Genomic DNA, 23,716 nt, shown 5'->3' on the forward strand with positions numbered 1-23,716 from the left:
GTGAACGATATTTTCGAACCCGTCGATCTGGGCCCGATCACCCTGCGCAACCGAGTGATCAAGGCCGCTACCTTCGAGGGCCGCACACCCGACGCGCTGGTCACCGACGAACTGATCGAGTTCCATCGCGAGATCGCGGCCGGCGGCGTCGGGATGAGCACCATCGCCTACTGTGCCGTCGCGCCGGGCGGGCGCACCGATCGTCACCAGATCTGGATGCGCCCCGAGGCGCTACCGGGCCTGCGGCGGCTCACCGACGCCATCCATGCCGAAGGGGCCAAGGTCAGCGCGCAGATCGGCCACGCGGGACCGGTGGCCAATGCCGCCTCCAACCGGGCACCGGCGCTGGCGCCGACGCGGCTGTGGTCGCCGCTGAGCATGAAGATGATGCAGTCGCCGTCGGTCGCCGACATCCAGGATCTCGTCACCGCGCACGTGCGGGCGGTATTGCTGGCCGAGGAGGCCGGATTCGATGCCGTGGAACTGCATTTCGGCCACAACTATCTGGTCAGCTCGTTCCTGAGCCCGCTGCTGAACCGCCGCAAGGACGCCTACGGCGGTCCCTTGGAACATCGCGCGCGGATGGCCCGCGAGATCGCCCTGGCGGTCCGCGACGCCGTCGGCGGCCGGCTGGCGATTCTTGCCAAGCTGAATATGGAAGACGGTGTGCGCGGCGGGTTTTCGCTGGCCGAATCGCTCCAGGTGGCGTCCTGGCTGGAATCCGACGGCGGACTCGACGCTCTCGAACTGACCGCGGGCAGTTCGCTGCTCAACCCGATGCTGCTGTTCCACGGCGACGCACCACGGCAGGCGTTCGCCAAGACGCTGCCCGGCCCGACCCGGCTGGGCTTCAAGCTCGTCGGCAAGGCCTTCCTGCGCGAATACCCGTATCACGGCACATATCTGCTCGAACGGGCCCGCCAGTTCCGACGCGAGCTGTCGATGCCTCTGGTGCTGCTGGGCGGGATCACCGATATCGACGATATGCGGCGGGCGCGGCGCGAAGGCTTCGAATTCCTGGCGATGGGCCGCGCCCTGCTGCGCGAGCCGGATCTGTTGCAGCGCATCCGCTCCGACGCCGACACCCGCTCGGCCTGCATCCACTGCAACGAATGCATGCCCAGCATCTACACCGGCACCCGATGCGTGCTGCGTCTGGACGGCCCACCCATTCCCGCCCACTGACCCGGATCGACAGAGAGAAGAGAGAGACGAATTCATGAGTGGACGTTTGACGGGCCGAGTCGCCCTGATCAGCGGCGGCGCCTCCGGCATGGGCGCCTCGCACGCGCGAGCCTTCGTCGCCGAAGGGGCGCGGGTGATGCTCGGCGATATCGCCGACGACGCGGGACGGGCGCTGGCCGCGGAACTGGGTGAGCAGGCCGGCTACGTACACCTCGACGTCACCGAGGCCGCCGACTGGCAGGCCGCGGTCGCCGCCACCGTCGAACGATTCGGGCTGTTGAACGTGCTGGTGAACAATGCGGGCGTCCTCGACGGCGGCCCGCTGGGCACCTACACCGAGAAGCAGTGGCAACGAGTCATCGATATCAACCTGACCGGTCCCTTCCTGGGATTGAGCGCCGCGCGCGACGCCCTGGTGGCCGCCCGGCCGGCCGCGGTGATCAATATTTCCTCCGCGGCCGGTATCCAGGGCGTGGGCGGTATGCACGCCTATACCGCCTCGAAGTTCGGAGTACGGGGTCTGACCAAGTCGGCCGCGCTGGAACTCGCGCCCGAGGGCGTGCGGGTCAACTCGGTGCATCCCGGGGGCATCCTCACGCCGATGATCGGGGTCACCGAGGAGATCGCCGTCGATCGCGGCGAGAATGTGCGGGCGCGGCTCGGCCTGCCCGCCGAGGTGTCGGATCTGGTGGTTTTCCTGGCGAGCGCCGAATCCAGCTACTGCACCGGTGCGGAATTCGTCGTCGACGGCGGGATGACGGCCGGTTCGGTGGTCGGCTGAGCATCCCATAAACTGTCGGCATGCAAATGTTCCTGGATATCCTCCTGGTCATCACCAGCGTCCTGCTGGTGTTGCTGGTGTTGCTGCACCGCGCGAAGGGTGGAGGGTTGTCCAGCCTGTTCGGTGGCGGTGTGCAGTCAAGCCTGTCCGGATCCACGGTCGTCGAGAAGAACCTCGACCGCATCACCATCTTCGTGGGCCTGATCTGGTTCATCGCCATTCTCGGCATCGGCTTCGAGATCAAGTTCGCCTGATCGGCGCGGGCGCCGCGGCAACGGGGTCGCGGCGCCGGCTCGATCCGATCGCGGTCGCTGTCACGGCCGCCACGGCCAGAATCAGCGTCGCGATCGTGAACGCGGCGCCGTAGCTGTCGCCGAGCACCGGCGCCACCACCAGCGGACCGAGCATCTGGCCGAGTCCGTATCCGGCGGTCAAGGTCGCCGCCGCCCCCGGACCGGCCAGATCGTCGCCGATCTCGAGGGCGAGCAGAGTGATCCCCATGAAGGTCGCGCCGAACAGCGCGGCCGACACCACCGCCGGCCAGACACCGGCCGACAGCGTCGGCAACAGCGCGGATAGACATTGCAGCGCGAGTGCGGCCACCAGCGCGATCACCGGAGTCGCCCGGCGCGCGATCAGCCCCCACACCACCGTCGCCGGGGCGGCCGCCACTCCCACCACGATCCAGATCGCGGTGCCGGCCGTCCGATGGCCGGTGGCGCCGACCGCGGCGACCAGGAACGTGCCCAGCACGATATAGCCCAGACCCTCCAGGAAATAGGTCGTCTGCAGGAGTCGCCAGGAGCGTTTCGATCGCACCGTGGCCGCGCCCGTACGGCTGCCGGCGACGACCTCCAACCGCAGGGCAGGCCACAGCAGCAGCGCGGTCAGTCCGGACGCGGCGAGCCACAGCGCCTGCCACGACAGCACCGATTGCGCGATCAGCACCAGGGCACCGGTCGCCGCGATTCCCGTGCCCACTCCGGCGAAGGCGATACCGGCTGCGCGCCTGCGGTTTTCGTGCCGGGCGGCGATCTGCGCGCAGCCGATGAACAGCACCGCGCTGGCGATACCGGCCACCGTGCGCGCGATGATCGGCAGTATCGCGGGCGCCGGAATCGCCATGGCCGCTTCACTCGTCACCAGCGCGGCAGCCGAGATGTGGAAAGCCTTGCCGCCGTTGTATTCCGGAAAGCGTGCCAGCGCCACCGCGCCCAGCAGGTAACCGGCGTAGTTCGCGGCGGCCACGATCGCGCCGGTGTGTGCGCCGAAGCGTCCGGCGTCGATCATCACCGGGAGCAGCGGCGTGTAGACGAAGCGCCCGATACCCATGGCGGCGGCCAAGCCGGCCGAGGCGCGCAGGGCGGGCCCGAGGGATGCCTGGCGGGGAAGTGCGATGGTCACATCCATTCACGCTACGGATCCGTCGCGGTCCGGTGAAATGCTTCCTGTGCACGATGTATACGCTGAGCGCATGGAACTGGAACTGCGGCATCTGCGCGCGTTCCTGGTGCTGTGCGACGAAGCCAACTACACCCGCGCCGCCGCGCGGCTGCACACCACGCAGCCGTCGCTGACCCGCACCGTGCAGCAGGCCGAACGGATTCTGGACTGCCGGCTGGTCGAGCGCAGCGCGCGGCGCTTCGCCCTCACCGCCGAGGGAGAGTATCTGCTGGCGGCCGCGACCCGGATCGTCGCCGACGCCGACGCGGTGACCGCCGATCTGCGGCTGCGGGCCCAGGTGTCGGTGGGTTTCTCCTGGCTGCTGCCCGACGACTGGTTCACCGAGGTCCGCACCCGTTTCGAAGCGCGCGGCGGGCGGGTCGGCATCCACCGCATCGACGATCCGGTGGCTGCCGTCGCGGCGGGGCGTATCGATATCGCCCTGTATCGCAAGGAGATTCGGCTGCCGGCCGTGATGAGCGGGCGGATCATCGGCACCGAGCGGCGGGTGGCGGCGGTCTCCACCCGCTCGCCGCTGGCGAACGCACCGGCGCTGCGATGGCAGGATCTGGCCGCTCATCCGCTGGTGGTCAACACCATCTCCGGCACCACCGACGAAACCAGCTGGCCCGCCGCCGAATCCGGCCGCGAGATCGTCACCTGCACGAATTTCGACGAATGGATCGAACTGATCGCCGCTGACCGGGGGATCGGTGCCGTTCCCGAACTGGCGCGCACCCGAGCACCGCATCCCGGCGTGGCCTACCTCGACATCCCCGATGCTCCGCCCTCGACCCTGCGGCTGGCCTGGCGAACCCGGCCCGCGCCGGGCAGGTCGGTGCGGAGTTTCCTCGATATCGCCGTCAGTGGCCAGGATGCCTCGAACAGCTAGGGGACCGCTTCAGGCGGGGTGGCCGGGGGTGAGATCGGCGAGGTCGCTGTAGCGCAGTCCGGTGGTGCCCTCCGGCGGCTTCGGGCCGCCGAGCGGTTCCACCAGCAAACCCACATGGTCGCCGAAATCGTGGCGCTCGAGGATCCGGCCGGAGAACCAGGCCGCCGCCTCGTCGAGCACCACCACGCCGTCAGGCCCGTGATGCCACCGGCACCACGTGAACTTGTCGATATCGTCGCCCGTCTCCGCGCCGAAGAGCTGGGCCAGGGCCCGCGACCCGGTATCGACGAGATGCACCGCGACATGGGTGGCGCCGGCCACCACCCGGTAGGTGTGGTTGAGCTCGGAAACGCACACCAGGAATCGGCGCGGCTCGATGCCGACCTGGGACGCGAAGCCGACCACACAACCGGCGCGCTCGGACTCGGTCGCCACCGTCACCACATAGATCGGAGCGTCCGCCGCCGCTACCAGCGCGTCGAAATTCGCGATCGCGTCCATCCACCCTCCTTCACCGCCGGTGCCGCTCGCTGCGGCCCGCCGCATCAGGCTAGGACAACGGTGGCCCTCACGTGCGCGGCACGCGACCGTCGATATCGGTGAACCCGTAGGCTTCGGCCAGATCGGCCACCCGCCATGCCCGGCCCGTGCGTGCACGCCGGCCCGGATCCGCCGCGAGCGCGACCACCGCGCGCCCGGCGAAATGCGGAGTCTCGGCCTCGTTCAGATCGAACGTGCCCTCACCGGGCAGTGTGATCAGCCGCCGTCCCTGCGCATCGGCCGGAACCAGCTGCAGCAGTTCGGTATTCACGATTCCCGGCCACAGCGACACCACCGTGACCTCGGTGCCGGCCAGATCGTGCGCCATATCCGCGGTCAGCCGGTCGACGGCGGCCTTGCCCACGCCGTAGACGACGTTGTGCGTGAAATGTTCGGCTCCCGGTGAGGAGATGTCGACGATCAGCCCGCCCGATTCGATGAGCAGCGGCGCCGCGAAATGGGCGGCAGCGTAATGGGACCGCACGCCGATATCGAAGCCCTCGTCCCATGCCTTCGGCGGCACCTCCCAGAACGGTTTGCCGAGCCAGCGCGCCGAGGCCGGGGAGTTGTAGACATTGTTGACCAGCACATCCAACCGGCCGTGGTCGGCGCGCACGGTCTCGAACAGCCGCGCGACCGCCTCGTCGTCGCGGTGGTCGCAGACGAACGGCACTCCGCGCCCGCCGAGATCGGCGATCTCGCTCGCGGTCGCGGCCACCGTGCCCGGCACCTGCCCGGGGCGTTCGGAGCGCCCGGTCACGTACACCGTGGCGCCGGCCGCGCCCAGCTCCAGCGCGATGCCCTTGCCGATGCCGCGGCTCGCGCCGGTGACGACGGCGACTCGATCGGTCAGTATTCCGTTCACGACTCCGGGACACTACCGTGAAACGAGAACGTGTTCTAGTACCTGGGAGGCGCAGTGGGGCCGACACATCGGTTCGTGGAGACCAACGGGATTCGGCTGCATATCGCCGAAGAGGGGCGCGGGTATCCGGTGATCTTCTGCCACGGATTTCCGCACGGCTGGTACGTGTGGCATCGGCAGCTGTCGGCGCTGGCGGCGGCCGGATATCACGCCATCGCCCCGGATCTGCGTGGGTACGGCCGCACCGAGGCGCCCGGCGGGGTGGAGGAGACCACGAACCGGGTCGTGATCGGCGATCTGCTCGGACTGCTCGACGAGATCGGCGCCGAGCGAGCGGTTTTCGTCGGCCTGGACTTCGGTGCCCAGCTGGTGTGGGAGCTGGCATTGCGGGCGCCGGAGCGGGTCGCGGCGATCATGGTGCTGAACAATCCTTACGCGCCCCGGCCGCCGAAGGCGCCGTCGGAGTTCTGGACGCGCGCCGCGCAACGTCATTTCCTGCACCTGTCGTATTTCCAGCAGCCCGGTGTCGCCGACGCCGAACTGGCCGCGCGCCCACGCGAATTCCTGGCTCGCGTGTACTACGCGCTCAGTGGCGAGTTCCATTACCTGGACACGTGGAAGAATCCGCCCGGCATCGGTTACCTCGACGCGCTGCCGCAGGCGCCCGCACTGCCCTGGTCGTGGCTGCCGGAATCCGAATTCGACACCCTGGCAACCGAATTCGAACGGACCGGCTTCACCGGCGGGCTGACCTGGTATCGGGCGCTGGACCGCAACTGGGAGTTGACCGAGGGCCTGCCCACGACGGTCACGGTGCCGACCTGTTTCCTCTACGGCGAGAACGACCCGGATATGGAAGGTTTCAGCGGCCGCGACCCGCTGGCGGTGCTGCGCGCGCACGTGCCGGATCTGCGGGCGGTCGAAAAAGTCCCGGGCGCAGGACATCTCGTACAACTCGAGCGGACCGGCGCGGTGAACGACTTCCTCCTGCGTCACCTTGCCGAACTGGTCGCCGGCGATGCGTCGCGAAATGCGGCGCTGCGGTAGGGATTCGCCCGGTCCCCGCGCCGGGTGCGGCCGGAGCGTCTACGCGCAGGGTGGCGATGTACGGTCTGGCATGCTTGCCGCGTGCCTCTCATCGACGTCACGTGCTCATACCGAGTCTCCGACGATTCGAAGCGCAGGCTGGTCGCGGAGTTGCCACATATCGTCTCGGTGGCGGTCGCGTGTGCGGCGGAACCCTACGACGGCTGCCTGCAACCCGGTGACGTCCTGGTGCGCTGCCGATCCGCCGAGGCGGGCGACCGGTTCGACATCGACGTGCTGATCGAAGTGAAGTCGAAGTGGTTCGAAGGACCGCGCCGCCGATCGTGACCGCCGGGCGGCCCACATACGCGGCGAGGTGGCCCGCATCCTGCCCGCGGGCCACCTCGTCGGTGTGTATCTGAGCCTGCCTGTCGCCGCGTGGGCGCAGACGGACGACGACTAGCAGGGATTTGCCGCCCGGCTCAGGGCAGCGTCGCCCGCACTACCCTCAGGGCAGCTTCGCCGCCGCGGCTTCGTCGAGCATCCAGGTCGTGGTTTCGCTGCCGTGCGCCCCGGCCGCCGGAATCTCGAGCGCGGACGCGCCGCCCACGGCCTGGGCCACCGCATCGGCCTTGCCCTCGCCGCCGACGACCAGGACCACGTGCCGGGCGCGCGCGACCGCGGGCAGGGTCAGGGTGACGCGCACCGGCGGCGGCTTCGGCGAATCGGTCACGGCGAGAACGAGTTCGTGCTCCTCGGCCACGGCCGCGGAATGCGGGAACAGCGAGTTCACATGCGCGTCGCCACCCATGCCGAGCAGATGCAGGTCGAATGCGCCGTGCTCGGCCAGATGCGCGTGCACCGCCGCCGAGTACTCCGCGGCGGCCTCGACCGGATCCGGATACTCGCCGTCGGAGGTCGCGACCGGATGCACGCGCGCCGGATCGACCGGCACGTGATCCAGTAGCGCCTCGCGCGCCTGCAACTCGTTGCGCTCGGCGTCGCCCGCGGGGACGAACCGCTCGTCGCCCCAGAACACGTCCAGGCGACCGAAATCGACTGCGCCGGGTGCGAGGCGCACCTGCTCCAGCAGGGCGATTCCGGTGCCGCCGCCGGTGAGGACCACCGACGCCGAACCACGCTCGGCCTGAGCCCTGGTAACCACCTGCACGAACCGCACGGCTGCCGCCCGCACCAGTTCGTCATGATCGGCGAAGACCTCGATCTCCGGCTTACTCATAGATCACCTTCCCGATTCCGGCCAGTGCCTCGGCGTAGACCTCGTCGGCGTCCAGCCGCCGCAGTTCCTCCGCCAGGCAATCCTTGGTCTCGCGACGGGCGAGGGCGAACCGCTGATCCGGCTCACCGGTGCGCGTCAGGGTCGCGGTGCGGCCCGTCTGCGGGCGTTCGATCCCGACCGAGATCGACGCCCGATGCAGCACGACCTTCAACTCCCCGGTCTGCCGGCGGATCGGGCAGTCCAGTTTGGCCGCCAGCCACCCCGCCAGAATGTCGAGCGCGGGTTCCTCCGCCAGGCCCGAGACGGTCACCGATTCGATCGGCTCGTACGGCGGCACATCGAGCGCGGAGGCCAGCAGCGCCCGCCAGAACGTGATCCGGCTCCACGCGAGATCGGTGTCGCCCGGGGCGTAGGAATCCAGCCGCCGGGTGATCGCCGCACGCGGATCGGGAGCGTAGGTGGAGTCGGTGATACGGCGAATGGCCAAGCGGCCCACCGAATCCCGCGACGGGAACTCCGGCGCCCCGCGCGGCCACCACGCCACCACCGGAGTATCCGGCAGCAGGAACGGGATCACGACGCTGCTCTCGTTGTTGACCAGTTCGCCCTGCAGCCGCAGCACTATCACCTCGGCCGCCCCGGCATCGCCGCCGACCCGGATCTGGGCGTCGAGTTTGGTCTCGGAGAACCGGTCGCCGCGGGCGAGCACGATCACGCGACAGGGATGTTCGCGGCTGGCGTCGTTGGCGGCATCGATGGCGTCCTCGGCCTCCGAGGAATCCAGGGTGCACACCACCAGCGTCAGCACCCGGCCCATGGCGATCACGCCGTTGGACTCCCGCAGGCTGACCAGGCGTTTGGTCACGTCGCGGGTACTGGTGTCGGGCATGTCCACGATCATGGCCGCCGCCATTCGCGCCCGGTGCGGGCGAGCATCTCGTCGGCCGAGGTCGGACCCCAGGTGCCGGACTCGTAGGACTCGGGTTTACCGCCCTCGGCCCAGTGATCGAGCACGGGATCGAGGATGCGCCACGCCAATTCGACCTCCTCGTTGACCGGAAACAGCGACGGCTCGCCCAGCAGCACATCCAGGATGAGCCGCTCGTAGGCCTCGGGCGAGGATTCGGTGAACGATTCGCCGTAGCTGAAATCCATGTTGACGTCGCGGACTTCCATGCTGGATCCGGGCACCTTCGACCCGAATCGCATGGTGATGCCCTCGTCCGGCTGCACCCGGATGACGAGCGCGTTCTGGCCCAGTTCCTCGGTCATCGTCTGATCGAAGGGCAGATGCGGGGCCCGCTTGAACATGACCGCGATCTCGGTGACCCTGCGCCCCAGGCGTTTTCCGGTGCGCAGATAGAACGGCACCCCCGCCCAGCGGCGGGTGTCGACGTTCAGCGTGATCGCGGCGTAGGTCTCGGTACGCGAATCCGGATCGAAACCCTCCTCCTCGAGCAGGCCCACCACGCGTTCGCTGCCCTGCCAGCCGGCCGCGTACTGGCCGCGGGCCGTGGTCTCCTCCAGCGGTTCGACCAGTTTCGTCGCCGAGAGCACCTTGATCTTCTCGATCTGCAGCTGCCGCGGCTGGAAGTTGACCGGATCCTCCATCGCCGTCAGCGCCAGCAGTTGCAGCAGATGGTTCTGGATGACGTCGCGGGCGGCGCCGATGCCGTCGTAATAGCCTGCGCGCCCGCCCAATCCGATGTCCTCGGCCATCGTGATCTGCACGTGGTCGACGAAGTTGGCGTTCCAGATCGGTTCGAACAGTTCGTTCGCGAACCGCAACGCCAGCAGATTCTGCACCGTCTCCTTGCCGAGGTAGTGGTCGATACGGAAGACCGTTTCCTCGGGGAACACCCGATTGACCAGGGCGTTGAGTTCCTGGGCACTGTGCAGGTCGTGACCGAAGGGCTTCTCGATCACCACTCGCCGCCACGGCTGCGGTTTACCCGGCCCCGCATCCGGCGGCTTCGCCAGCCCGGTGCGCGAAAGCTGTTCCAGCACAACCGGAAACGCGTTCGGCGGAATCGACAGGTAGAACGCGTGGTTGCCGCCGGTGCCGCGTTCGGCGTCGAGTTTCTTCAGCGTCTGCGCGAGCGTGCCGAAGGCGGCGTCGTCGTCGAAGGTGCCCTGGACGAAGCGGATACCTTCCGCCAGCTGCTCCCACACCTCCTGCCGGAACGGGGTGCGGGCGTGCTCCTTGACCGCCTGGAGGACGACCTGAGCGAAATCCTCGTCGGCGTAGTCGCGCCGGGCGAACCCGACCAGCGCGAAACCGGGCGGCAGCAGCCCCCGGTTCGCGAGGTCGTAGATGGCCGGCATCAGTTTCTTGCGTGACAGATCACCTGTCACCCCGAAGATCACCATGCTGCACGGGCCGGCGATCCGGGGAAGCCGCTTGTCGCGCTCCTCGCGCAGCGGATTCCCCGGGGCGGCCGTCTTCTTCTGGCCGGCCATCGCGGTCAGTTGCTTCCGGTGCTCTTCAACTCGGCGGTGGTCGCGGTGAGCAGCTCGTCCCAGGACTTCTCGAACTTCTCGACACCTTCGCGCTCGAGGACGGCGAACACGTCGTCGAGATCGATTCCCACGCCGGTCAGCGCGTCGAACACGCCCTGCGCGTCGGCGGCCGTGCCCGACACCGTGTCCCCACGCAGCTCGCCGTGGTCGGCGAACGCCTCGAGGGTCTTCTCCGGCAGCGTGTTGACCGTATTCGGCGCCACCAGTTCGGTGATGTACATGGTGTCGGAGTAGTCCGGGTTCTTCACGCCCGTGGACGCCCACAGCGGCCGCTGCCGGTTACCGCCGGAGGAGGCCAGATGCGAGTACGTCGAGGTGTGGTTACCCCCGTCGAATACGTCCTGGTAGGCGGCGTAGGCCAGGCGCGCGTTGGCGATTCCGGCCTTACCGCGCAACGCCAGCGCCTCGTCGGAACCGATCTGCTCGAGCCGCTTGTCGATCTCGGTGTCCACGCGGGAGACGAAGAACGACGCGACCGAATGGATGCGGGCCAGGTCGTGGCCGGCGATGCGCGCCTTGCGCAGGCCGTCCAGGTAGGCGCCCATCACGCTGAGGTAGCGCTGCACCGAGAAGATCAGCGTGACGTTGACGCTGATCCCTTCGGCGATCACGCGCGTGATCGCGGGCAGGCCCTCCTCGGTGGCCGGAATCTTGATGAACAGATTCGGCCGGTCGACGATCTTCCACAGCTCGACCGCCTGCGCGACGGTCTTGTCGGTGTCGAAGGCCAGCCGGGGGTCCACCTCGATCGAGATCCGGCCGTCCACGCCGCCGGTCGATTCGAAGACCTCGGCCAGCACGTCGCAGGCCGAGCGAACGTCGTCGGTGGTGATCGTGCGGATGGCGGCGTCGGCATCGGCGCCCTGGGCGGCCAGTTCCTTGACCTGGTCGTCGTAGGCGTGGCCCTCGCTCAGCGCGACCTGGAAGATGGTCGGGTTGGTGGTCACGCCGACGATGCTGCGGGTGGCGACGAGTTCGGCGAGATTGCCCGAGCGGATCCGGTTGCGTGACAGATCGTCGAGCCACACCGACACGCCTGCTCCGGACAGTGCGGCGAGATTCTCGTTCTGTGCCATTGGTTATCCCTTCACCTTGTCGAGTGAGCGCTTCGCGGCGTCGACGACGGCTTCGGCGGTGATGCCGAATTCGCGGAACAGGGTCTTGAAGTCGGCCGAGGCACCGAAGTGCTCGATCGAGACGTTCTCACCGTCGCTGCCGGTGAAGCGGTGCCACGGCATCGCGATACCGGCCTCGACAGTGACGCGGGCGGTGATCTGCGGGGGCAGCACCTCGTCGCGGTAGGACTGTTCCTGCGCGTCGAACCATTCCACGCACGGCATGGACACCACCCGGGTGCCGATGCCCTGCTCCTCCAGCGTAGTGCGCGCGGCGACGGCGAGCTGAAGTTCGGAACCGGTGGCGATCAGGATCACCTGCGGTGTGCCGGTGGAGGATTCGGCCAGGATGTATCCGCCGCGGGAGACGCCCTCGTAACTGGTGCCCTCCAGGGTGGGCACGTCCTGGCGAGTCAGTGCCAGCGCCGACGGGCCGTCGGTGTGCGGGTGGTCGGCGGGCACGAAATGCGAATGCTGCTCGGCACTTTCGAGCTCGAGGACGGTGCGCCACGCGTACACGGTCTCGTTGGCGTCGCCGGGACGGACCACGTTCAGGCCGGGGATGGCACGCAGCGCGGCGAGATGTTCGATCGGCTGGTGGGTGGGGCCGTCCTCACCCAGGCCGATGGAGTCGTGGGTCCACACGTAGATGGCCGGCACCCGCATGATCGCGGCCAGCCGGACCGCCGGGCGCATGTAGTCGGAGAACACCAGGAAGGTGCCGCCGTAGGGCCGGGTCGGGCCGTGCAGGGCGATGCCGTTGAGGATCGAACCCATCGCGTGCTCGCGCACACCGAAGTGCAGCGTGCGGCCGTAGGGCTCGGCCTTCCACATACCGGTGGAGATCGACGCCGGGCCGAAGCTCGGCACGCCCGGCATGGTGGTGTTGTTCGATTCGGCGAGGTCGGCCGAACCGCCCCACAGCTCCGGCAGCACCGGCGCCAGCGCGGCCAGCACCTTGCCCGAGGCCTTGCGGGTGGCCATGCCCTTGGCGTCGGGCTCGAACGAGGGCAGCCCCTCGGTCCAGCCCTTCGGCAGCCGGCGCTCGCGCAGCCGGTCGAACAGTTCCTTGTTCTCCGGGTTGTTCTGCGCCCACGCGTCGAACTGCTCCTGCCAGACGGCGCGGGCGGCCTTGGCACGGTCGGCGGCGTTGCCGCGGGTGTGGGCGATGACCTCGTCGTCGACGACGAAGCTCTGGCCGGGATCGAAGCCGAGGATCTCCTTGGTGGCGGCGACCTCGTCGGCGCCCAGCGCGGCACCGTGCGCGGCGCCGGTGTTCATCTTGTTCGGCGCGGGATAGCCGATGATCGTGCGCAGCAGGATGAACGACGGCTTGTCGGTGACGGCCTTGGCGGCCTCGACCGCCTCCAGGATGCCGGTGACGTTCTCACCGCCCTCGACGACCTGCACATGCCAGCCGTAGGCGCGGTAGCGCTCGGCGGTGTCCTCGGTCAGCGCGATGGAGGTGTCATCCTCGATCGAGATCCGGTTGTCGTCGTAGAAGACGATCAGATTGCCCAGCTGCTGGGTGCCGGCCAGCGAGGAGGCCTCCGAGGTGACGCCCTCTTCGATATCGCCGTCGGAGGCGATGGCGTAGACGAAGTGGTCGAACGGGCTGGCGCCGGTCGCGGCGGACGGGTCGTAGAGACCGCGCTCGCGGCGGGCCGCCATCGCCATGCCGACCGCCGAGGCCAGGCCCTGGCCGAGCGGGCCGGTGGTGATCTCCACGCCCCTGGTGTGGCGGAATTCCGGGTGGCCCGGGGTCAGCGAACCCCACTTGCGCAGGTGCTTCAGGTCGTCGAGTTCCAGGCCCAGTCCCGACAGGTACAGCTGGATGTACTGGGTCAGGCTGGAATGCCCGCAGGAGAGGATGAACCGGTCGCGGCCCGTCCAGTCCGGATCGCTCGGGTCGTAGCGCAGGACCCGCTGGTAGAGGGTGTAGGCCAGCGGCGCCAGGCTCATCGCGGTGCCGGGGTGACCGTTGCCGGCGGCCTGCACCGCGTCGGCGGCCAGGACACGGACGGTGTCGACGGCTCTGGTGTCCAGTTCGGTCCAGTCGGCCGGATGTGCGGGCTGGGTGAGGGCGCGGATGTCGTCTGTGACTGACACGACCGAGGTTCTCCTGACCTTCTCGTGTGGGTACAACGGCTGCTTGCGGGCTGTACCCACCACCCTAGAGGTCGCATGATCGCCGCGAGTGGGGAACCCTTCGCCCGCACCCCGTGCAGGTGCGCGGGATTACGGTGAATGATGACAGCCGGCGAGGTGCCGAGCCGAAGCGATTCCGCACAGCGGCCGACGGCGGATATGTGACGTGGCACTCCCGCCCGGTCCGGCCGGGGCCGATCGCCTGCGGCACGGGCGCTTTCGCGGCGGGTGGGTGCCGGAGCGCAACACGCGGGGGTCTACCATCGTCTGTAGTAGAGGCTGCGCCGCCCGCGCCGCGCTCTGCGGTGACAGCGGAAACGGCTGCGCGCGGGAGGCCCGCCACGCCGCCGACACCGTTGCTTCCCTACCGGATCGATGCACCACCTGCGAGGAGAGACAGTGCGGATTGGGCAACAGCCGGGTGATGCGCATGGCTCCTCCGCGACGGCGCTCGTCGACCGTGTCCAGGGCAGCGGCCCGCTGTCGAAGCTGACCCGCCGGGTGCTCGCCTACATCGCGCTGACCAAGCCGCGGGTCATCGAGCTGCTGCTGGTGGCCACCATCCCGACGATGCTGCTGGCCGACCGCGGCCATGTCGACATCCGGTTGATCGTGGCCACCCTGTTCGGCGGCTGGATGGGTGCGGCCAGTGCCAACACCCTGAACTGCGTCGCCGACGCCGATATCGACAAGGTCATGAAGCGCACGTCGAAGCGTCCGCTGGCGCGCGAGGCGGTGCCGACCCGCAACGCGTTCGTCTTCGGTGTCGCTCTCGGCGCGGGCTCGTTCGCCTGGCTGTGGTGGCAGGCGAATCTGCTCTCCGGCCTGCTCGTGGTCGCGACGATCCTGTTCTACGTCTTCGTCTACACCCTCGGCCTCAAGCGCCGGACCTCCCAGAACGTGGTGTGGGGCGGCGCCGCGGGCTGTATGCCCGCCCTGGTCGGCTGGTCGGCGGTCACCGGCACCATCGGCTGGCCCGCGATCGCGCTGTTCGCCGTCATCTTCTTCTGGACGCCGCCGCACACCTGGGCGCTGGCGATGCGCTACAAGGACGACTACCGCGCGGCCGGTGTGCCGATGCTGCCGGTGGTGGCGACCGAGCGCGCGGTCACCAAGCAGATCGTCATCTATACCTGGCTGACCGTGCTCGCGACGCTGGCACTGATTCCGGCGACGGGTGTCGTGTACGCGGCGGTCGCGATCGTCGCGGGCGCCTGGTTCCTGCTGATGGCGCATCAGCTGTACTCCGGCGTGCGACGCGGTGCGTCGGTCAAGCCGCTGCGGCTGTTCCTGCAGTCCAACAACTACCTCGCCGTGGTGTTCTGCGGTCTGGCCGTGGACTCGGTGCTCGGCTGGCACACCATCGGCTCGACGCTGTTCGGCTGAGATCACCGCGGGCGCCGGTCCGCGCCTCGAGCAGCTATATCGCGCCCTCGGTCTCGCCGAGGCTCGGGACGCGGTCACGGCACCGGTACCGAGTACGGCCGGGTGCCCGGCTGTGGCGTCATTCTCGCGCCCGCGTCATCCTGCCGCCGTAGCGGCAGGCACCCGTCCGTGCTGGGTTCAGGGGCAACCGGGCTGGAATGGGTAGCACGCGTGCCCGGGTGTCGACGGCGGCACGGTGCGTTCCGGTGCTGGGCTGTAGGGCGCGGTGGTCGTCGTGCTGGTACGACCCGAGGCGGGGGCGTGGCTGGGGCCCGAGCCGGAACCGCCGCCCGCGGTGCACATGGCGGCCAACGCCAGCACCACCACCAGAACGCCCAGCAGGATCAGCGGCACCAGGCCGCGGTTACGGTTGCGTCGCGGCGGGGCCGCGGGCGGGCGCGGATCGAAGGGCACCGAATACGGCTGCTGATTCTGGCCGTAGGCCGGCGCGGGACCCGGCTGCGCGGGACCGCCGGGGCCGAAACCGGAGGCGGCGACCGGCTGAGGGACGGGGCCGGGCGCGGGGTGCGCCGCCGTGTTCGGCCGAGCCATCGATACCGGGGCACCGCCCGGCGACATCGGCGCAGCGGAGGCGGCGACCGGGACACCGGCCGGACCGGCCCCTGGAAGCGGCGCCCCCGCCGGCGGTGTGGGTCCGCGGGACGGAACGGGATTCGGCGGCGGGGGAGTGCGCTCCAGCCGGGCGGGGAAGCCCTCCGCGGTGAGGTCGGAATGGCTTGCGGCCGCGGCGAACCCGAGTGCGGCCAAGGCCTGGCCGACCTGCGTCGCGCTCCAGGTGTCGGGTGCGTCCGCGGTGATCCGGGTGAAGTAGTTGCGCAAGGCCGCCGGGCCGTCACCGAGTACCACATCGATCCCGTCGGGCAGGTCACCCTGCTCCAGGGAGACCCGGCTGCTCAATTGCGGCATCACCAGCACCATGCCGGTCACCCCGACCCGCTCGCGGCCGGGCGCGCCGCGCAACAGTTCGGCGATCTCGCCGGTACGGGCGCGGATCTCGGTCATCGGTTCGGTTCCGGCCTCGGTTCCCGACAGCGGCGCGATGCGGTCGCCGATGGTCCAGGGCCGGTAGCCGGAGACGGTGAGGGTGCCGCTCGCCCGTTCGGTGAAATCCTTGATCACGACGACCACACAGGTCTTGGGCGTCCACACGATCGCGTCGGCGGCACCGGCCGCGACCACGGCGATCCCGGGTAACGCGTGTGCGCCGGTCCAGGTCTTCAGCCAGTTCGCCACCGTCCGTTCGGAATTGGACAGCCGCGACGGGTCGTCGTTGCGAACCTTCACCAACATCTGGATCAACCCCTGACCGATGCCTGTTCTGCCGGCCGCCCCGAGCGACCGCCCGACCACCGTACGACGGTACGGCGAAGCGGGCGAATCGGCTTGGGCGGCAGCACAGATCATCCACCATCGGTGCGCCCGGGTCGTCGGCGGGTCACCCCTGCCGATGCCAGGCGAGGTATCCGTCCGGCCGCACCAGCACCTGCGTGCCCGCGGTGGTCGCGTAATCGGCGAACGCGTGGCCGTCGACCGCGATCAACTGCCCGGGTTCGGGCCGATGGCCCGGCGCGACGATCGAATACGCCCGCACCCCGGCGACTTCCGTGGCCTCGGCCGGCGCTCCGAACGTCAGGCGGGTCGCGTGCGGGCCCCGGAACAGGTCGAACAGGCGCAGCGCACTACCGTCACCGCGCCACAGCGGGGCGTCCGGCGCGCGGTCGCCCGCGGTGAGCCCGGCGGCGTCGGCCGCATCGCGATAGCTGATGTCGAGCTGATGAGTCTCGGTGCCGCGGTGCATCGCGTCCTCGTGTCCCTCGAGGTGTTTGTCGAGCAGTGTCGTACTCAGGCCGAGCACTCGCCGAGCGACCGCGCGGCGTTCGGACTCGTAGGTCTCGAGCGGTCCGGGATCACCGTTCAACGCCGCGGCCAGTTTCCAGCCCAGGTTGTAGGCGTCCTGAACGCCGGTGTTCATCCCCTGCCCGCCGGTGGGCGGGTGTACGTGGGCCGCATCGCCGGCCAGGAACACGCGCCCGGACCGGAACCTTGCGCCAGCCGGATATTGGGCCGCCACACCGTGGACCACACCGGTTCCCCGACGGTGAGATCGGTGCGCCCGCTCACCCGATCCAGCCGTTCCTGCAGTACCGCGCGCGTCGGCCGCGGATCGTCTCCGAGCGGGGCCGCGAACTGGAAGAGCCGGCCGCCGGGCAGCGGCGTCAGCGCGACACCCGCGGTGGGTGTCGCGGCGGTGGCGAACCAGTATCCGAAGTCGTGATCGAGCGCGTCGACCGGGACGTCGCCGAGCAGCATGCGAATCGACTCGTCGGTGGTCCCCTCGAACGGGATGCCCAGCGTGCGCCGCACGGTTCCCGCGCCGCCGTCCGCGCCGATCAGATATCGCGCCGCGACGTTTTCGGTGCCGCCCGGCCCGGACAGCGTGGCCCGCACCTCGTCGATCCCGATTTCACCAAGCCACAGGCCGTCGAATTCCATATCGAGCAGTACTGGCATTACGCGCGCCGGCATTGGCCGGTGCTGCGGGCGGTGACGCAGGCGGCGCTCGTGGACGAGGAATTCGCGCGGCTGACCAGTCGATTCACCGCCGGTCAACTCGACGAGGTGGTCGACCACGTCGACGGTTTCGAGGCCGCCGGACTCCGCCTGCCCAGCACGGCCGAGACCAGCGTGGCGATGATGTTCCTGCTGGTGCGGGCGCTGCTGGAGGCGGTGGAGGAGGGCGTGCTCGTCCTCGACGACGAGCAGGCGGTGGCCGGGCTGACCCGGTTCGTCTACCGGGGGCTCACCGGCCGCGACTACTGACCGCTCAGGGCAGCAGCACGATCGACCCGGTGGTCTGGCGGGCCTGCAGATCGCGATGCGCCTGCGCGGCCTCGGTCAGCGGATATTCGGCGCCGACCCGTACCCGCAACGTTCCGTCGGCGACGGCGTTCAAAACATCGCCTGCCCGCCAGGTCAATTCGTCGCGATCCCGGGTGTAGTGCGCGAGCGTCGGACGGGTGACGAACAGCGAACCGGCCGGATTGAGCCGCTGCAGATCGAACGGCGGCACCTGACCGCTGGCGGCGCCGAACAGCGCCAGCATGCCGCGGATGCGCAAGGCCGCCAGGCTCGCCTCGAACGTCGCCGCGCCCACCCCGTCGTAGACCGCCGCCACGCCGATCCCGTCGGTGAGGTCGCGCACCCGCTGGGCGAGGTCGTCGCCGTAGCGCAGCACATGTGCGGCGCCCGCCTCACGGGACAATTCTTCTTTCGCGTCGGTGGACACCGTGGTGATCACGCGGATATCGCGGGCGGCGGCCAGCTGGGTCAGCAGGAGTCCGACGCCGCCGGCGCCGGCGTGAACCAGAATCGTCTCCCCGGGCTGCGGCTTGTATACCGATTCGATCAGGTAGTGCGCGGTCATTCCCTGTAGCAGTGCCGAGGCCGCCACCGCCGCCGGAACTCCGTCGGGAACGGCCACCGCCACCGCGGCGTCCACGGCGACCTTCTCCGCGTAGCTGCCCGGCGCCGCCGCCCACGCGACCCGATCGCCGACGGTGAATTGGGTCACCTCCGAACCGACCTCGGCGATCACGCCCGTGCCCTCGGAACCCGGAATGTAGGGAACCGCCTGCGGATAGGTGCCGGTGCGGATGTAGGTGTCGATGAAATTGACACCGGCCGCCTCGGTATCGACGAGCAGCTGATTCGGCCCGATGGCAGGGTCGTCGACCTCGGTCGCGACGAGCACTTCGGGACCACCGTGTTCGCTGACCTGAATGGCGCGCATGGCTTTCAGTTCTACACCCCCTGGTGCCGCCGACACCGGTAGGGCGGTCGGGCGGGCCCTAGTGGACGGTAAACTCCACGCCATGAGCGAAACCGCCACCGCGGCCCCGGTCGCGCCGTCGTCCACTGTCGTCGAGTCGGTCAAGAAGTTCGTCGCCGCCCACGGTGGTTCGGGTACGGCTGTGCTGCAGCCGATCGGTCGCATCGGGGTCCGCATCACCCTCGTCGGTGCCGACGGTGTGCTCGGCGATCGGGTCGTCGCGGATCTGGCCACCGCCAAGGCCGTGGTCGAGGCCGTCGACGGCCTCGCCGAAACCGAGCACTGGGATCGCGATCTGAGCTCGGTCGCCACGCCCGCGAAGGGACACTGGGCACGGATGGCCGGCTGGGTCGCCGGTCAGGCCCGGTTCCCGAAGGCGCGCAACGAGAACTGAGATGGCTCTGCGGCATCGGATGATCGCCGCCGCGACGGCCGGTGCGGCCGCGGTCCTGACGATGGTCGTACCGGCGCGAGCCGAGGACTCCGCGACCGTGCGGGTGTGCACCACCGGCGATTATCCGCCCTATTCGGTGACCGACGGCCACGGCGGTTACCGCGGCATCGACATCGACCTGATCCGCGACATGGCACAGCTGCTAGGGCGACAGGTGCGGTTCGTGCCGACCACCTGGGCGTCGATGGGCAGCGATTTCGCCACGCGCGCCTGTGATCTCGCGGTGGGCGGAATTTCCGACGCCGCGGCCCGGCGCGCCTATGCCGACTTCTCGCTGAGCTACGGCACCGACGGCAAGACCCCGATCGTGCGTGCCGACGACGCCGGGAAGTACGCGACGATCGAGCAGATCGATCAGCCGCAGGTGCGGGTGATCGTCAACCGCGGCGGCACCAACGAACAATTCGCCCGCACGCATTTCCCGCGTGCGCAGCTGACCGTCTGGCCGGACAACGTCACCATCTTCGACCAGATCGTCGCCGGTCGCGCGGATGTCTTCGTCACCGATTCGGTGGAGGGTCGTTATCGCGTGCGGCAGCATCCCGAACTGCGGGTCTTGCACCCGGAGACGCCCTTCGACTCCTTCGGCAAGGTGTTCCTGCTGCCGAAGAACGATGTCCCGACCGCGGTGATGGTCAACTCCTGGCTGGCGAGTCAGCTCGCCACCGGGGGAGTCGACCGGCGGGTCGCGGAGTGGATCGGACCGCACGCCACCGCCTGAGCGACGCGCGACCATAATCGACCGGGTGACGGATAAAGCGGCGAGCCGGACCGCGGTGCTGGTCTGTCAGGGCCGGGCAGTGGCCGACGGGCGACTGGCGGTCGGGCGATTCTCGGATCCCATTGCGGCGCAACTACTTCACGACGACGAACGGGCGGCGGTGCGGCGCGCGCGAGCACCGCAGCCACCCGGCGGCTGGCGGGAGCGGCTCGAATTCGAGATGCTGACGGCCACCGCCGCCGTGCTGGCCACCCGGACCGTCGTCATCGACGAGGCGATCCGCGAGGCGGCGGCCGCGCAGCTGATACTGCTCGGCGCCGGACTCGACGGGCGGGCCTGGCGTACCGACGAACCCGCCGCCGATGTCTTCGAGGTGGATCATCCTGCCTCGCAACGGGATAAGCGCGACCGGGTAGGTGCGCTGGTTCCGGTCGCGAAGTCGCTGACCTATGTGCCGGTGGAATTCGGCCGCGACGACCTGGGGGCGCGCCTGGCCGAGGCGGGCCATCGCGCGGACGCGACGACCACCTGGGTGTGGGAGGGCGTCCTGCCGTATCTCACCCAGCCGCAGGTCGAATCGACGCTGGCCGTCGTCGCCGCGCGCAGCGCGAACGGCAGCCGATTGATCGCGACCTATCCCACTCCGAACCGCTTCGCCGCACTCGGTCGTGCCGGAATGCGTCTGTACAGCAAGCTGGCCGGCGCCCGGGACCCGCTCGCCGACGAACCGCACCTGTCAGCGTGGTGGCCCGCGGAAATGGCCGCGCTGACAACGCGTTACGGGCTCACAGTCACCGCGGACGTCGAGCTGATCGAGGCGGCCCGCCGGCTCGGCGTGCCGGCCCGGCAGTCCCGGGCCTACGGATTGGGACGCGCGCTGATCGCCGATCGCGTCTGACTGGCGATCAGCCGCAGCAACCGCCGCCGCAGCAACCGCCGCCGGACGGGGCGGGCGGCGCGGACGGTGCGCCCGACCCCGCGGCCTTGCCGGTCAGAGCGACCGTGGTGAGCAGTTTGACGGTGTCGCGGTGGCCACCCGGGCAGACCGCCGGGTCGCCGGATTCGCTCATCGGCCGGGTCAGTTCGAACGATTCCGTGCATTCCCGGCAGCGGTAGGCGTAGGTCGGCATGAGGAAATTATGTCGCGTGCGAGGCGGACCGGATCGCCAGGGTCCGGCCAAGTTCGCTCGATATCCGGCCGCGATCGTCGGTGAGCGCCCGGCCTGGGTGGGCGGTGACCGCATCATCCGCCTCCCTCATTCCGGTATCCGAGCCGCCCGGCCGTGTTACTGTCCCGGACACATGTCCGGCATTGTGTCCGGGTGAAGGGAGTCCGCGGATGACGGCGATGGCGGAGGTCCTGGTGGACGCCGAGCGGATCAGCCCACAGTGGTTGAGCCGGGCGCTGTCGACACCGGTGCGCGCGGTCACCGCGACGCCCGTGGGCACCGGGCAGATGGGTTCGGTGTTCCGGCTCGAGATCGACGGCGAATCGGCACCCGCGCGGTTGATGGCGAAACTGCCCGCCGCCGACCCGGCCGCGCGTGCCATGGTCGCGGGCGCTTATCGGCAGGAGATCCGCTTCTACCGCGAGATCGCACCCACCGTCTCGGTGCGGGTGCCCACCTGCCATTTCGCCGAATTCGCCGGTGACGGAGCGGAATTCACCCTGCTGCTCGACGATCTCGCGCCGGCGCGCCAGGGCGATCAGATCGCGGGATGCACGGTGGCGCAGGCGGATGCGGCGGTCCGGAATCTGGCGGGACTGCACGGACCGCGCTGGTGCGATCCCGGCTTGTCGGCGATCGAAGGGCTGAACTTCAACGGTGCGGCCGAGGCGCAGGCCTTGTCGGAGTTGTACGGTCCGGCGACGGAGGTCTTCCTCGAGCGCCTGGGACAGCGGCTGTCCCCGGCCGACCGCGACACCTTGCGCGCCTGTGTTCCCGGCATCGCCGACTGGCTGCTCGCGGCGCCCGATCGTTTCGCGCCCGTCCACGGCGATTACCGCTTGGACAATCTGATGTTCTCCGATGACAGCGGCGAGGTCGAGGTGTGGGCGCTGGACTGGCAGACGCTCGGTCTCGGATTGCCGGCGCGTGATCTGTCGTATTTCGTCGCCACCGGTCTCGAACCGGACCTCCGGCGCGCGCACGAGGACTCCATCATCGAAACCTATTGGCGCGCATTGTGTTCCCACGGCGTCGGCGATTACACACTGGATCAGTGCCGGCGCGACTACGGTTTCGCTCTGGTGCAGGGGCCGCTGGTGGCGGTGTTCGGCGCTGCCTACGGCACGGTCACGCCGCGCGGGGACGAGATGTTCGCCGCGATGGCGCGTCGCAGTTGCGCCGCGATCCGCGATTGGGACGCACTCGGGCGGACACCGGCGTAGTGCACTCGCTCAGCGAAGGCAGGAGTCCGCGCGGTCGGGCGTGACGACGGCAGCGTGCGCGCCCGGTTCACGCAGCGCGGGCGGCTGCTTCGGGGGCGAGTACGGTGACCTGTTCGCGGGTGCGCATCGAGGCCCACAACGCCGCCGTCGCGACGATGCACGCGGTGGCGCCGCCGACGTGGAAGACCACCAGCGCCGCGGGAACGTGCGTGAAGTATTGGACGATGCCGATGAGCGCCTGGGCGCAGACCGTGGCGATCACCACGATCAGACGCACCCGGATCGCGCGGGTCATACCCACCGCGGCCAGTCCGAAGCCGAGACCGACCAGCAGTGCCAGATACGCCACGAGCAATTCGGCGTGGGCGTGCACCAGGGTGACGATCTCGATCTGCAGGCGTGCCACCGGCCGCTCGGTGCTCTTGTCCCCGGCGTGCGGTCCCGCGCCGGTGACCAGGGTGCCGGCGATGAGGGTGCCGGTCATCGCGACCGCGCTCAGTGCGGTCAGCCAGCGCAGTGGTGCCGGGACCTGGACGACGTCGACCCCGTCGTCGGGTTCGCCGACCTTGGCGAACAGCAGCGTCGCCAGCCACACCATCAGCATCGAGGCCAGCAGGTGGACCGACACCGTCCACCACAGCAATCCGCTGCGCACGGTGATTCCGCCGATCACGGCCTGCAGCATGGTGCCGCCGGGCATCAGCCAGGCGTAGACCACGACCTCGCGCCGCCGCCGCGCCCGGACCACGGCGAGCACGATCAGCGCCGCGCACAGCGTCACCGCGAAGGTGAGCATGCGATTGGAGAATTCGACCGCCTGGTGGAGCGCCGGAACTTCGGCGTGGGCGGTGGGTGTGAAACTGCCGGGGAAGCACTGCGGCCAGGTCGGGCAGCCGAGGCCGGAGGAGGTGACGCGCACGATCGCGCCGGTCACCGAGATGCCCGCCTGGGACAGGATCACCGCCAACGCGATGATGCGCTGCACCCGCAGGGAGGGCAGCGGCAGAAAGTCGACGAGTCGCACAAACGCGCGGGACAGCACGAAACGATGGTAGACGCAGCCGGATCCGCGCCCGCACGGGGGCTACTACGTTGTGTCGTTGCCGTCACATCCGGTTC

General features: G+C 69.4%; 25 protein-coding genes and 1 pseudogene. 12 read left to right on the forward strand and 14 right to left on the reverse strand.

Annotated features, from left to right (window positions below; genetic code table 11):
* The 3 genes from IRT45_RS06900 to secG are packed head-to-tail and all read left to right on the forward strand — an operon-like array spanning nt 1 to nt 2,220.
* Nucleotides 1-1,185, forward strand: coding sequence for an NADH:flavin oxidoreductase (locus IRT45_RS06900; RefSeq protein WP_194805034.1), 1,185 nt, complete (start codon nt 1-3; stop codon nt 1,183-1,185).
* Nucleotides 1,186-1,219: 34 nt separating this feature from the next.
* The gene (locus tag IRT45_RS06905) at nt 1,220-1,966 is read left to right on the forward strand and encodes an SDR family oxidoreductase (protein WP_194805035.1); all 747 of its coding nucleotides are present in this window, start codon (nt 1,220-1,222) and stop codon (nt 1,964-1,966) included.
* Between the two features lie 20 nt (nt 1,967-1,986).
* Nucleotides 1,987-2,220 carry a preprotein translocase subunit SecG gene (gene secG / locus IRT45_RS06910; RefSeq protein ID WP_030518417.1) on the forward strand — a complete coding sequence of 78 codons (234 nt, stop codon included), beginning with the start codon at nt 1,987-1,989 and terminating at the stop codon, nt 2,218-2,220.
* Here the strand turns inward: secG and IRT45_RS06915 are convergent.
* On the reverse strand, nt 2,207-3,376 hold the full coding sequence (locus IRT45_RS06915) for a YbfB/YjiJ family MFS transporter (RefSeq protein WP_194805036.1): 1,170 nt from the start codon (nt 3,374-3,376) through the stop codon (nt 2,207-2,209). The genes secG and IRT45_RS06915 overlap by 14 nt on opposite strands.
* Before the next feature lie 64 nt (nt 3,377-3,440).
* On the opposite strand from IRT45_RS06915, the gene IRT45_RS06920 reads away from it, so the two are divergent.
* Complete coding sequence (locus IRT45_RS06920) at nt 3,441-4,301, forward strand: LysR family transcriptional regulator (RefSeq protein WP_194805037.1); 861 nt, start codon at nt 3,441-3,443, stop codon at nt 4,299-4,301.
* A 9-nt stretch (nt 4,302-4,310) separates the two neighbouring features.
* On the opposite strand, the gene IRT45_RS06925 is transcribed toward IRT45_RS06920, so the two are convergent.
* Nucleotides 4,311-4,802, reverse strand: coding sequence for a flavin reductase family protein (locus tag IRT45_RS06925; protein ID WP_194805038.1), 492 nt, complete (start codon nt 4,800-4,802; stop codon nt 4,311-4,313).
* 67 nt (nt 4,803-4,869) lie between these two features.
* Nucleotides 4,870-5,706, reverse strand: coding sequence for an SDR family NAD(P)-dependent oxidoreductase (locus IRT45_RS06930; protein WP_194805039.1), 837 nt, complete (start codon nt 5,704-5,706; stop codon nt 4,870-4,872).
* Nucleotides 5,707-5,760: 54 nt separating this feature from the next.
* Here IRT45_RS06930 and IRT45_RS06935 point away from each other — a divergent pair, with 54 nt between their 5' ends.
* Both IRT45_RS06935 and IRT45_RS06940 read left to right on the forward strand, forming a co-directional pair.
* Nucleotides 5,761-6,753, forward strand: a complete 993-nt coding sequence (locus tag IRT45_RS06935) for an alpha/beta fold hydrolase (RefSeq protein WP_194805040.1) — start codon at nt 5,761-5,763, stop codon at nt 6,751-6,753.
* An 81-nt stretch (nt 6,754-6,834) separates the two neighbouring features.
* Nucleotides 6,835-7,080 (forward strand): hypothetical protein, encoded by a 246-nt coding sequence (locus IRT45_RS06940; RefSeq protein WP_228533805.1) that lies wholly within the window; start codon nt 6,835-6,837, stop codon nt 7,078-7,080.
* A gap of 160 nt (nt 7,081-7,240) precedes the next feature.
* On the opposite strand, the gene pgl is transcribed toward IRT45_RS06940, so the two are convergent.
* From pgl to tkt, 5 genes are read right to left on the reverse strand one after another with little or no spacing between them, the layout of a single operon-like run.
* Entirely contained in the window at nt 7,241-7,972 is a 732-nt protein-coding gene (gene pgl / locus IRT45_RS06945) for a 6-phosphogluconolactonase (protein ID WP_194805041.1), read from the reverse strand.
* The gene (gene opcA / locus IRT45_RS06950) at nt 7,965-8,873 is read right to left on the reverse strand and encodes a glucose-6-phosphate dehydrogenase assembly protein OpcA (RefSeq protein WP_174376488.1); all 909 of its coding nucleotides are present in this window, start codon (nt 8,871-8,873) and stop codon (nt 7,965-7,967) included. Before opcA ends, pgl begins: the two co-directional genes overlap by 8 nt.
* Entirely contained in the window at nt 8,870-10,432 is a 1,563-nt protein-coding gene (gene zwf, locus IRT45_RS06955) for a glucose-6-phosphate dehydrogenase (protein WP_194805042.1), read from the reverse strand. Before zwf ends, opcA begins: the two co-directional genes overlap by 4 nt.
* A gap of 5 nt (nt 10,433-10,437) precedes the next feature.
* On the reverse strand, nt 10,438-11,568 hold the full coding sequence (gene tal / locus IRT45_RS06960; RefSeq protein WP_194805043.1) for a transaldolase: 1,131 nt from the start codon (nt 11,566-11,568) through the stop codon (nt 10,438-10,440).
* Nucleotides 11,569-11,571: 3 nt separating this feature from the next.
* On the reverse strand, nt 11,572-13,716 hold the full coding sequence (gene tkt / locus IRT45_RS06965; RefSeq protein ID WP_194805044.1) for a transketolase: 2,145 nt from the start codon (nt 13,714-13,716) through the stop codon (nt 11,572-11,574).
* A gap of 438 nt (nt 13,717-14,154) precedes the next feature.
* Between tkt and IRT45_RS06970 the strand changes: the two genes are divergently transcribed.
* Complete coding sequence (locus IRT45_RS06970; protein ID WP_194805045.1) at nt 14,155-15,141, forward strand: heme o synthase; 987 nt, start codon at nt 14,155-14,157, stop codon at nt 15,139-15,141.
* Nucleotides 15,142-15,318: 177 nt separating this feature from the next.
* On the opposite strand, the gene IRT45_RS06975 is transcribed toward IRT45_RS06970, so the two are convergent.
* From IRT45_RS06975 to IRT45_RS37965, 3 genes and pseudogenes are all read right to left on the reverse strand, one after another.
* The gene (locus IRT45_RS06975; protein ID WP_194805046.1) at nt 15,319-16,491 is read right to left on the reverse strand and encodes a hypothetical protein; all 1,173 of its coding nucleotides are present in this window, start codon (nt 16,489-16,491) and stop codon (nt 15,319-15,321) included.
* A gap of 145 nt (nt 16,492-16,636) precedes the next feature.
* The gene (locus IRT45_RS37960; RefSeq protein WP_375540067.1) at nt 16,637-16,999 is read right to left on the reverse strand and encodes a hypothetical protein; all 363 of its coding nucleotides are present in this window, start codon (nt 16,997-16,999) and stop codon (nt 16,637-16,639) included.
* Between the two features lie 111 nt (nt 17,000-17,110).
* Nucleotides 17,111-17,727 (reverse strand): annotated as a pseudogene (locus tag IRT45_RS37965) (FAD-dependent monooxygenase); the annotation flags it as partial.
* An 18-nt stretch (nt 17,728-17,745) separates the two neighbouring features.
* Here IRT45_RS37965 and IRT45_RS06985 point away from each other — a divergent pair.
* On the forward strand, nt 17,746-18,021 hold the full coding sequence (locus IRT45_RS06985; protein ID WP_228533809.1) for a hypothetical protein: 276 nt from the start codon (nt 17,746-17,748) through the stop codon (nt 18,019-18,021).
* A 4-nt stretch (nt 18,022-18,025) separates the two neighbouring features.
* On the opposite strand, the gene IRT45_RS06990 is transcribed toward IRT45_RS06985, so the two are convergent.
* On the reverse strand, nt 18,026-18,991 hold the full coding sequence (locus tag IRT45_RS06990; protein WP_194805048.1) for a quinone oxidoreductase: 966 nt from the start codon (nt 18,989-18,991) through the stop codon (nt 18,026-18,028).
* An 82-nt stretch (nt 18,992-19,073) separates the two neighbouring features.
* Here IRT45_RS06990 and IRT45_RS06995 point away from each other — a divergent pair, with 82 nt between their 5' ends.
* Genes IRT45_RS06995 through IRT45_RS07005 form a run of 3 tightly spaced genes read left to right on the forward strand, consistent with a single transcriptional unit; the run spans nt 19,074 to nt 21,103 of the window.
* Nucleotides 19,074-19,424: a hypothetical protein gene (locus tag IRT45_RS06995; protein ID WP_194805049.1), complete on the forward strand. Its 351-nt coding sequence runs from the start codon at nt 19,074-19,076 to the stop codon at nt 19,422-19,424.
* Nucleotide 19,425: 1 nt separating this feature from the next.
* On the forward strand, nt 19,426-20,205 hold the full coding sequence (locus tag IRT45_RS07000) for a transporter substrate-binding domain-containing protein (protein WP_194805050.1): 780 nt from the start codon (nt 19,426-19,428) through the stop codon (nt 20,203-20,205).
* Nucleotides 20,206-20,230: 25 nt separating this feature from the next.
* Nucleotides 20,231-21,103: a class I SAM-dependent methyltransferase gene (locus IRT45_RS07005; RefSeq protein ID WP_309240821.1), complete on the forward strand. Its 873-nt coding sequence runs from the start codon at nt 20,231-20,233 to the stop codon at nt 21,101-21,103.
* 7 nt (nt 21,104-21,110) lie between these two features.
* Here the strand turns inward: IRT45_RS07005 and IRT45_RS07010 are convergent, their stop codons facing one another.
* Entirely contained in the window at nt 21,111-21,335 is a 225-nt protein-coding gene (locus IRT45_RS07010) for a zinc ribbon domain-containing protein (RefSeq protein WP_063009005.1), read from the reverse strand.
* 209 nt (nt 21,336-21,544) lie between these two features.
* Here IRT45_RS07010 and IRT45_RS07015 point away from each other — a divergent pair, with 209 nt between their 5' ends.
* Entirely contained in the window at nt 21,545-22,597 is a 1,053-nt protein-coding gene (locus IRT45_RS07015) for an ecdysteroid 22-kinase family protein (RefSeq protein WP_228533811.1), read from the forward strand.
* A gap of 67 nt (nt 22,598-22,664) precedes the next feature.
* Here the strand turns inward: IRT45_RS07015 and IRT45_RS07020 are convergent, their stop codons facing one another.
* On the reverse strand, nt 22,665-23,639 hold the full coding sequence (locus IRT45_RS07020) for a heme A synthase (protein ID WP_194805051.1): 975 nt from the start codon (nt 23,637-23,639) through the stop codon (nt 22,665-22,667).
* Nucleotides 23,640-23,716 lie beyond the last annotated feature (77 nt).

This window comes from Nocardia sp. BSTN01 (assembly GCF_015354405.1).
In the GTDB taxonomy this organism is placed as follows: domain Bacteria; phylum Actinomycetota; class Actinomycetes; order Mycobacteriales; family Mycobacteriaceae; genus Nocardia.

Excerpts from the sequence above, each read along its gene's own strand:
- IRT45_RS06905 (WP_194805035.1), top strand. The coding sequence starts at position 1,220 with ATGAGTGGACGTTTGACGGGCCGAGTCGCCCTGATCAGCGGCGGCGCC.
- secG (WP_030518417.1), top strand. The coding sequence starts at position 1,987 with ATGCAAATGTTCCTGGATATCCTCCTGGTCATCACCAGCGTCCTGCTG.
- IRT45_RS06915 (WP_194805036.1), bottom strand. The coding sequence starts at position 3,376 with ATGGATGTGACCATCGCACTTCCCCGCCAGGCATCCCTCGGGCCCGCC.
- IRT45_RS06920 (WP_194805037.1), top strand. The coding sequence starts at position 3,441 with ATGGAACTGGAACTGCGGCATCTGCGCGCGTTCCTGGTGCTGTGCGAC.
- IRT45_RS06925 (WP_194805038.1), bottom strand. The coding sequence starts at position 4,802 with ATGGACGCGATCGCGAATTTCGACGCGCTGGTAGCGGCGGCGGACGCT.
- pgl (WP_194805041.1), bottom strand. The coding sequence starts at position 7,972 with ATGAGTAAGCCGGAGATCGAGGTCTTCGCCGATCATGACGAACTGGTG.
- opcA (WP_174376488.1), bottom strand. The coding sequence starts at position 8,873 with ATGATCGTGGACATGCCCGACACCAGTACCCGCGACGTGACCAAACGC.
- zwf (WP_194805042.1), bottom strand. The coding sequence starts at position 10,432 with ATGGCCGGCCAGAAGAAGACGGCCGCCCCGGGGAATCCGCTGCGCGAG.
- tal (WP_194805043.1), bottom strand. The coding sequence starts at position 11,568 with ATGGCACAGAACGAGAATCTCGCCGCACTGTCCGGAGCAGGCGTGTCG.
- IRT45_RS06975 (WP_194805046.1), bottom strand. The coding sequence starts at position 16,491 with ATGTTGGTGAAGGTTCGCAACGACGACCCGTCGCGGCTGTCCAATTCC.
- IRT45_RS37960 (WP_375540067.1), bottom strand. The coding sequence starts at position 16,999 with ATGCACCGCGGCACCGAGACTCATCAGCTCGACATCAGCTATCGCGAT.
- IRT45_RS06990 (WP_194805048.1), bottom strand. The coding sequence starts at position 18,991 with ATGCGCGCCATTCAGGTCAGCGAACACGGTGGTCCCGAAGTGCTCGTC.
- IRT45_RS06995 (WP_194805049.1), top strand. The coding sequence starts at position 19,074 with ATGAGCGAAACCGCCACCGCGGCCCCGGTCGCGCCGTCGTCCACTGTC.
- IRT45_RS07000 (WP_194805050.1), top strand. The coding sequence starts at position 19,426 with ATGGCTCTGCGGCATCGGATGATCGCCGCCGCGACGGCCGGTGCGGCC.
- IRT45_RS07010 (WP_063009005.1), bottom strand. The coding sequence starts at position 21,335 with ATGCCGACCTACGCCTACCGCTGCCGGGAATGCACGGAATCGTTCGAA.
- IRT45_RS07015 (WP_228533811.1), top strand. The coding sequence starts at position 21,545 with ATGACGGCGATGGCGGAGGTCCTGGTGGACGCCGAGCGGATCAGCCCA.